The organism is Amphibacillus cookii, assembly GCF_016908375.1.
Lineage (GTDB): Bacteria > Bacillota > Bacilli > Bacillales > Amphibacillaceae > Amphibacillus_C > Amphibacillus_C cookii.
Genome location: NZ_JAFBDS010000015.1, coordinates 38,668 through 47,920 on the forward strand (window position 1 = coordinate 38,668; position 9,253 = coordinate 47,920).

The following is a 9,253-nucleotide window of genomic DNA, read 5'->3' on the forward strand; positions in this document are numbered from 1 at the left end:
TAGGTAATGTTTACAGAAAATATGTTGCAGCAGTTAGCAGTCGATCTAGAGGCTGCTATAGTAGGAGAAGAGCCTCAAAATAAATGGGTGAGCTATTTATTATGGCTGCTGCTGAAAAGTAGTCAAGAAGGTTTAGTCTTATCAGAAGATTCACAGCTTCCTAGTGATATAAATCAGTATTTAGATGACCTGATTAGTCGTAATGTAAACCGATTGCAGCAACTAGAACAAAAAGAGAAGTCCTTCGTCAACTAAAACGAAGGACTTCTTGGTATATAAATATTAAAATAGGGGAGTGAAAGTTAACCTTTAAATGTGTTGCGATAAACTTCAGCTAGTTCAGTTACTAGTGGCAACTTCGGATTAGCTGTTGTACATTGATCTTCAAAGGCACGGTCTGCTAAATAATCAACTTTAGCTTCAAAATCTTTTTTGCTAACACCATTTTCAGCAATACTCATTGGGATATTAAGTTCTTTAGCTAGTTTGTAAATGGCATTGACTAAGCTTTCAACACCTTCTTCAGTCGTCTTAGCAGGTAAGTCTAAAGCTTTTGCGATTTCAGCATAACGCTGGTCCGCAATAAAGTGCTCATATTTAGGGAATGAAACAAATTTACTTGGCTTTTTAGCGTTGTAGCGAATAACGTGTGGCATTAGAATTGCATTCGCACGACCGTGAGCGATATGGAACTCTGCACCTAGTTTATGTGCCAAGCTGTGATTAATACCTAAGAAAGCATTAGCGAATGCCATCCCTGCAATCGTAGATGCATTATGCATTTTTTCGCGTGCAACTTCATCATTACCATTGTGATAAGCTTTTGGTAAGTATTCGAATACAAGTTGAATCGCTTTAATGGCTAAACCATCCGTGTAATCATTAGCCATATTTGAAACATAAGCTTCAATCGCATGTGTCAGTACATCCATCCCAGTGTCGGCTGTAACTACTTTTGGTACAGTCATTACAAATTGCGGGTCAATGATTGCCACATCAGGTGTTAACTCATAATCAGCTAATGGATATTTTACATTTTGTTGCTTATCTGTAATTACTGAGAATGAAGTAACTTCAGAGCCAGTACCAGATGTTGTTGGGATCGCAACAAATTGTGCTTTTTGTCCTAATTCAGGATATTTATAAACACGTTTACGAATATCTAAGAATTTTTGTTTAAGACCGTTAAAGTCAGTGTCTGGATGTTCGTGGAATAGCCACATTCCTTTAGCCGCATCCATTGCTGAACCGCCACCAAGAGCAATAATAACATCAGGATTGAATGCATTCATTGCTTCTGCTCCACGCATAACCGTTTCTTTCGATGGATCTGGTTCTACGTCAGAGAAAATTTCGCAGTGTACGTAGTCAGAGCGTTTGCGTAAGTGGTAGAGAACTTTATCGACATAACCAAGTTTAACCATCATAGGATCAGTAACGATAAAAGCTTTTGTGATATTAGGCATTTTCGCTAAATATTGAACTGAATTTTTTTCGAAATAAACTTTTGGTGGAACTTTAAACCATTGCATATTATTATTCCTTCTCGCCATTTTTTTAACATTAATTAAGTGCATAGCACCAACGTTTGTAGATACTGAGTTACCGCCATAAGAACCACAACCTAATGTTAATGACGGAATATAAGCATTGTAAATGTCCCCGATCGCCCCTTGAGAAGATGGAGCATTTGTGATCAGACGACCAGCTTTCATTCGTGCACCAAATGCATCAATTACCTCTTGATCATTTGCGTGGATGACTGCTGAGTGCCCTAAACCGCCAAATTCAAGCATTTCTTCAGCGCGTTGTAAACCTTCTTCTGCATTATTTACTTTAAATGCTGCTAAGACTGGGCTTAATTTCTCGCGTGAAAGTGGATGATCCGGTCCAACACCAGTTAGTTCTGCAATTAGAATTTTTGTATCTTCAGGTACTTTAACGCCTGCCATCTCAGCAATCTTCACTGGTTTCATACCAACGATTTTTGGGTTAACCGCGCAAGTATCTTCATTAATAACAAGCTTTTCAACTTTCGTTTTTTCAGCTGCTGTTAAGAAGTGACAGTTGTTATCAATCATTTCTTGTTTTACTTGATCATAGATTTCTTTATCAACGATCATTGCTTGTTCTGATGCACAGATCATTCCATTATCGAACGTTTTAGATAAAATAAGGTCATTGACAGCTCTTTTGACATTGGCTGATTTATTGATATAGCAAGGAACGTTACCTGCACCTACACCAAGCGCTGGTTTACCAGAGCTATATGCTGACTTAACCATTCCTGGTCCGCCTGTAGCCAATATTGTTGCTATCTGAGGGTGTTTCATTAATGCTTGTGTACCTTCAATTGAAGGTTTTTCAACCCATTGAATACAGTGTTCTGGAGCCCCTGCTTTAACTGCAGCTTCATATAGAATACGTGCTGCTTCAGAGCTACATTTCTGTGCGGATGGGTGGAATGCAAAGATGATTGGGTTACCTGTTTTAATTGAAATGATAGATTTGAACATGGTCGTAGATGTTGGATTAGTTACAGGTGTTACACCGGCAACAACACCAATCGGTTCAGCAATTTCTACGATGCCTTCATGTTCATTTTCACTGATGACACCAATTGTTTTATCATATTTTACGTTGTGATAAACATATTCAGTAGCAAAGATGTTTTTAATAATTTTATCTTCATATACACCTCGTCCGGTTTCTTCAACTGCTAATTTTGCTAGATACATATGTTTATCTAGACCAGCTAATGCCATCTCTTTAATAATGTCATTAACTTGTTCTTGAGTTAATTTTTTCATTTCCTTTAAAGCTTTTTGAGCGTTATTTGCTAACGCATCGATGCTTTCTTCTACACTAGGTTCTTTTACTTCATTTTTCTTTTCAACTTTTGTGACCATAGGTTTTCCCTCCTAATAATTTATGTGAAATAATGAGCAAACAAGCTTAAAAAAATAACACTTAAGCAAGGACCGACGGGTTACGAGGAACTTTAACAAATGAGACATCGTTAAACATTCTAGTATTGTTCTTAATGACAACAACATATTGCGTTGTCCAGATATAATTTGGAATGTCTTTTCCCTCTTCAAAATACACACCTTCGAAGTTGTCATCAACTTCTTCTTCGAAGTTTGCTTGCGTATAGAACTCAGCATCTGTTCCAAAATCTTTCCATGTTGTTAATATCATCTGATCCCCCCTCACTCTTTCTGATTTCATCATAACATCTGTATACGCTTACAAAATCACATAAATGTGACAGGTTTGTGAAATTATTCACATTAATTAAACAACTAAGTTTTTTAAGGATTAAATCCTTGATGTGACAAGGTCTGTGGCTGTTTATTGAAATTAATTATTAGCAAAAATATACTGTTTTTAGTTTGTGATTGTTGTAGTTAGATTAGAATAAGGGTTATAACAGCCCTTAATTCTAATCTGACATTGTCGGTTTATAACGATGGCCTTGATGGTCATTAGTATTTTTAAGGTGGAACTCGGAAGGGGAAATTTTAAGCACTAGATAATTGGGATCTTCTGGCCCAGAGAACCAATGTTTTAATTTGTCATTCCATAATCGTTCTTTAATCAAGGGTTCATCATGTAATTCGCATTGTCCCTCAATCTCTAAGTATTGGTCGCCAATTCCCTCATAAGAATAGCCAATAATAATATGGACATATGGATTTTGACGTAAATCGTCTACTTTATGTGTATCTTTGGATGTAGCGGTGTAAAGGGTGAAGTCATCATGAAAAAAAGTCATATAACGAGAATGGGGGCGGTTGTTAGCGATAGTAGCCATTGTCCCAATTTGATGATCATCTAAGATGGTTATAATGGTTTGTTTCAGTTCTTGTTCATTCATTATTTATCACCTACTATAATTAATATTTAGTAGTATGTGCTGATCAAAAATTTTTATACTAAGAACAATTCCTTCTATTTTATTTAATGGGAGAAATGAATTGAATCAGAGGGTGTTGTATGCAATAGAGATTTGCATGGGTTTTGGCAGGAGGATCGGGTGTTCGTCTGTGGAAAGTGAGTCTATTTTATTATAGATAACCGACCGTAAAACGCTCGCTACAACATCATAGAGCTAATCTATTTAGCCCTGCGCTAACGGACGCTAGTGCCTGATTCGCTGATTGAAAGTTCGTTTTATTCAACGAATTTTTCTTTCTATTGTAAAAGGGGCTTCTAAGAAAAAAGATGGTGTGAGTAAAAAATCACACCATCACATTATTTTATAAACTGGCTTTGTAAATAGCGATTGAATCCTCACGGGTGAGCGGTTTGAATCTTCCGAAAGTAGGGTTGGCAATGACCGTTTTATCCGCCATTTCTTCAATAGTTTCTTCATTAATATTATAGTCAGCCAAACGGCTAGGTGCATCAATTGTATTCCAAAAATCTCTTAAAGCTTTTATTCCAGCTAAAGCTATTTCGCGATCCGATTGATTTACAGGGTCAATATCAAATACACGTATGGCGAATTGTTTGAAGCGACCAACATTCTCATCTAGAACATGGGTCATCCAATTTGGAAATAGAATAGCAAGACCACCGCCGTGCGGAATGTCGTGAACAGCAGAAACAGCATGCTCTAAGTTATGTGTTGCCCAATCGCCTTGATAGCCCATATTGACCATCCCATTTAAAGCCATTGTCCCACAGTATAAAATAGTAGCACGATGCTGGTAATTTTCAAGGTCAGCTAGCAGTTTAGGGCCCGTTTCGATTACTGTTTTTAATAAACCTTCTACCATCCGATCTTGAAATGGCGTATTGGTTTCGTGATGGAAATAATGTTCAAGTGCATGTGACATCATATCAACGATCCCATATACAGTCTGATCGCGTGGGACAGTATATGTATATGTAGGATCTAAAATAGAAAATCTAGGATAAGTGACCGCACTTCCCCATCCATGCTTTTCGTTTGTTTCCCAATTCGTAATCACCGAGCCTGCATTCATTTCCGAACCAGTTGCTGCTAACGTAAGGACAGTTCCGAACGGCAATGCATCTTTAGCTTGATATTTTTTTGTAACAATATCCCAGATGTCATGCTCCGATTTGGCGCCAGCTGCAATAGCTTTGACACAGTCAATTGTACTTCCACCACCAACAGCTAAGATAAAATCAATTTGCTCATTTTTGCAGATCTCAATCCCCTTACGCGCTGTCGTGACGCGTGGGTTTGGCTCGACACCTGATAACTCAAATATTTCAGCGTTTATTTCATTTAAAAGATCAAGCACTTCCTGGTAGAGTCCATTGCGCTTGATGCTACCTCCACCATAAACGAGTAGCACACGATTACCATAAGTGGGGATCTCTTCTTTTAAATGGTTTAACATATCCTTACCAAAAATAAGTTTTGTAGGGTTGTTAAAGATAAAGTTATTCACTTTATATCGCCTCCTTATTTATATAATGGTCACAAATAAAAGATAAGTAAAGTAATAAGCACAGTGGTGTTAGTATATGCCTTTGGATAGGAGGTTATGACAAACGGTGAAGCAAGAGGAATTTGTTGATATTTGGAATCCATTCAGATTCACCTGTATTAATATTAATATATAAAATAAGTAATACAGAATGACACAGAATGAATTATGTGTTAAAAAGGACAATGTATAACTTCAATTTCAATTAATTAAAATGCGATAAAAACAGCTAATATAGCGTTATCATAATTTAGATACTATATCATCGCTTTAGTTGACTAAAATTTGAACAAAATATGAACTTTTATTATAACAGTTTTAAAATGTGATCTTTTTCACTTTATTTTTAGCTAGTAAGGGTATATACTTTAAGTAAGATGATATGGTATTAAAAAAGTGTTAAAAAATGAGGAGGTAACGGAAATGAAAGTAGCAGAAGAAGTTACAAAAAATAATCCTTGGAATGGTTTCGTTGATGGTAACTGGCAAAAAGAAATTGATGTCCGTGACTTTATTTTAAAAAATTTCAATTTATATGAGGGTAATGAAGAGTTTTTAGCTGGACCGACAGATGCAACGAAAGCATTGTGGGATCGCGTTATGGATTTAACAAAAGAAGAACGTGAACGTGGTGGTGTTTATGATTTAGATACAAAAATTGTATCAACCATTACTTCACACGATGCAGGTTATCTAGATAAAGGTAAAGAGAAGGTTGTCGGTGTACAAACGGATGTACCTTTCAAACGTTCTTTACAACCATTTGGTGGTATTCGTATGGCGCAAGTGTCAGCAGAATCTTATGGATATAAGTTGGATGAGGAAGTAGAGAAGATCTTTACGGATTATCGTAAAACACATAATCAAGGTGTATTTGATGCTTATACCCCAGAGATTAGAGCGGCACGTCGTGCAGGAGTAGTAACGGGTTTACCTGATGCTTATGGTCGTGGTCGAATTATTGGTGACTATCGCCGCGTGGCACTTTATGGTACAGACAAATTAATTGAAGTGAAAAAAGCTGAACTTGATTTAATTGGTGGAAATGGTGTCATGTCAGAAGATATTATCCGTGATCGTGAAGAGTATATGGAGCAAATTCGTGCCCTTCAAGAACTTAAGCAATTAGGGGATATTTACGGATTCGATATTTCTAAGCCGGCAACCACTGCTCAAGAAGCTTTCCAATGGTTATACCTTGGCTATTTAGCAGCAATTAAAGAACAAAATGGTGCTGCGATGAGTCTCGGTCGTGTCTCAACATTTTTAGATATTTATGTTGAACGTGATCTGGAGAATGGTGTGTTAACTGAAGAAGAAGTGCAAGAATTAGTTGATCACTTTGTTATGAAATTACGTCTAGTTAAATTTGCTAGAACACCTGAATATAATGAATTATTTAGTGGTGACCCAACTTGGGTGACAGAATCACTAGCAGGTATTGCTGAAGATGGACGTCCGTTAGTAACAAAGAACTCTTACCGTTTCTTACACACGTTAGATAACTTAGGTCCAGCGCCAGAGCCAAACTTAACGGTGTTATGGTCTGAACAGTTACCAGATAACTATAAAAAATATTGTGCTGCTATGTCGATCAAAACAAGCTCAATCCAGTATGAAAATGACGATCTGATGCGCACCCATTATGGTGATGACTATGGTATTGCGTGTTGTGTATCAGCGATGCGTATTGGTAAGCAAATGCAATTCTTCGGTGCTCGTGTAAACTTAGCAAAAGCTTTACTTTATGCGATTAATGGTGGTGTCGATGAAAAGTCGAAAGCGCAAGTAGCACCTAACTATGCACCAATCACTTCTGAATATTTAGATTATGATGAAGTTAAGAAAAAGTATGATGTCATGTTAGATTGGCTAGCTGGTGTTTATGTGAATGCACTTAACATTATCCATTTCATGCATGATAAATACAGCTATGAAAGAATTGAAATGGCACTTCATGATCGTGAAGTCTTACGTACGATGGCTTGTGGTATTGCGGGTCTATCAGTTGTTGCCGACTCATTAAGTGCAATTAAACATGCGAAAGTTCGGACGATTCGCGATGAAGATGGTATTGCTATTGATTATGAAATCGAAGGTGATTACCCTAAATACGGTAACAATGATGATCGTGTCGACGAGATTGCTGCTGATTTAGTTAAAGCGTTTATGAACAAGGTGAAAATGCATAAAACATACCGTCAATCTGTTCATACGCAATCTATTCTTACCATTACGTCTAATGTTGTATACGGTAAGAAAACAGGAAATACACCAGATGGTCGAAAAGCGGGAGAACCATTCGCACCTGGAGCTAATCCATTACATGGTCGTGATACAAATGGTTCGTTAGCATCATTGAATTCTGTTGCTAAAATGCCGTATGACTATTCATTAGATGGTATTTCCAACACATTCTCAATTGTTCCTAAAGCGCTTGGTAAAGATATAGACACGCAAAAAGCAAACCTTGCGGCGATGCTTGATGGGTATGCTAAGAAAAAAGGTCATCACTTAAATGTTAACGTATTTGACCGTGAAACATTATTGGATGCCATGGAGCACCCTGAAGAATATCCGCAATTGACTATTCGTGTGTCTGGCTATGCTGTTAACTTCATTAAATTAACAAGAGAACAACAAATCGATGTCATTAATCGTACGTTCCACGAAAGTTTATAAATAATTCTAAAAGTAGGAGAAGATTTATCTTCTCCTACTTTTATCACAGATAACCGTCCGTAAATCGCTGCCATAAAATAGAGAGTAGCTCATGTATTTAGGTGGACGCTAAATTCACTCAACTACCAATCCGTGGGTGAAGAACAACACGCCCATAGATTGAAGTTTCGTTTTATCAAATTAAGGAGGGGAACAACATGAAAGGTCGCATTCATTCAATAGAAACCTTAGGTACAGTAGATGGCCCTGGTTTGCGATATATCATCTTTACTCAGGGGTGCCTATTACGTTGCCAATTTTGCCATAACCCAGATACGTGGAAGATGACCGGTGGTAAAGAGATGACGGTTCAAGAGATAGTGGAAGATGTTAAATCTTATATTCCATTTTTCGAGTCTTCTAATGGTGGTGTGACAGTTAGTGGTGGAGAACCATTGATTCAAGCGGAATTTTTACTTGAATTATTTACTGAACTTAAGAAATTGGGTGTTCATACGTGTATTGATACATCTGGTGGCTGTTTCAGTCGTTCCCCTCGTTTTATTAAAACCTTAGATGAACTAATGGAAGTAACGGATTTGATTTTATTCGATTTGAAACAAATTGATCATGATAAGCATAAAGAACTTACCGGTGTGTCTAATGAACATATTCTTGATATGGCGCGCTATTTGGATGAGAAGCAAGTGCCAATCTGGGTACGTCACGTGTTAGTTCCGGGTGGTAGCGATGACGATCAATTGCTGCAACGACTGTCAGATTTTATTGCGACACTATCCAATGTCGATCGAATTGATGTCTTGCCCTATCATAAGTTAGGTGTTTATAAATGGGAGAATTTAGGTCTATCTTATCCGTTAGAAGGCATAGAGCCACCTTCTGAAGAACGGGTAAAAAATGCAGAAGCGATTTTAACACGGCAAAAAAGTATTGCTTTAACATAAAGCGAACCTTCAATCAGTAGGGGATGAACGAACCCCCACACTGATTGAAGGTTCGTTTTATTTTTGGTTCTTTGTCAAATGACGTTGGTGAGAATTTTTGCCGGCAATTTTATAGATGAATTTCACAAATATTCAAGTCGGATTATGCTGCTTGAATGT

7 protein-coding genes are annotated in these 9,253 nt (G+C 37.3%); 3 read left to right on the top strand and 4 right to left on the bottom strand.

Annotated elements, in window-relative coordinates; translation table 11 throughout:
• Positions 1–6 precede the first annotated feature (6 nt).
• A complete protein-coding gene (locus JOE23_RS16735; RefSeq protein WP_204440393.1) occupies positions 7–255 on the top strand; it encodes a hypothetical protein in 249 nt (82 codons plus the stop codon).
• Positions 256–302: 47 nt separating this feature from the next.
• Here the strand turns inward: JOE23_RS16735 and adhE are convergent, their stop codons facing one another.
• The 4 genes from adhE to JOE23_RS16755 form a co-directional block, all read right to left on the bottom strand.
• Complete coding sequence (gene adhE / locus JOE23_RS16740; RefSeq protein WP_204440394.1) at positions 303–2,909, bottom strand: bifunctional acetaldehyde-CoA/alcohol dehydrogenase; 2,607 nt, start codon at positions 2,907–2,909, stop codon at positions 303–305.
• 61 nt (positions 2,910–2,970) lie between these two features.
• Positions 2,971–3,201 carry a hypothetical protein gene (locus JOE23_RS16745; RefSeq protein WP_204440396.1) on the bottom strand — a complete coding sequence of 77 codons (231 nt, stop codon included), beginning with the start codon at positions 3,199–3,201 and terminating at the stop codon, positions 2,971–2,973.
• Between the two features lie 244 nt (positions 3,202–3,445).
• Complete coding sequence (locus JOE23_RS16750) at positions 3,446–3,880, bottom strand: pyridoxamine 5'-phosphate oxidase family protein (RefSeq protein WP_204440398.1); 435 nt, start codon at positions 3,878–3,880, stop codon at positions 3,446–3,448.
• Positions 3,881–4,262: 382 nt separating this feature from the next.
• Positions 4,263–5,429 (bottom strand): iron-containing alcohol dehydrogenase, encoded by a 1,167-nt coding sequence (locus JOE23_RS16755; RefSeq protein WP_204440400.1) that lies wholly within the window; start codon positions 5,427–5,429, stop codon positions 4,263–4,265.
• 462 nt (positions 5,430–5,891) lie between these two features.
• Here JOE23_RS16755 and pflB point away from each other — a divergent pair, with 462 nt between their 5' ends.
• Positions 5,892–8,150, top strand: a complete 2,259-nt coding sequence (pflB, locus tag JOE23_RS16760) for a formate C-acetyltransferase (protein ID WP_204440402.1) — start codon at positions 5,892–5,894, stop codon at positions 8,148–8,150.
• Positions 8,151–8,347: 197 nt separating this feature from the next.
• Positions 8,348–9,094 carry a pyruvate formate-lyase-activating protein gene (gene pflA / locus JOE23_RS16765; protein ID WP_204440404.1) on the top strand — a complete coding sequence of 249 codons (747 nt, stop codon included), beginning with the start codon at positions 8,348–8,350 and terminating at the stop codon, positions 9,092–9,094.
• Positions 9,095–9,253: the final 159 nt, after the last annotated feature.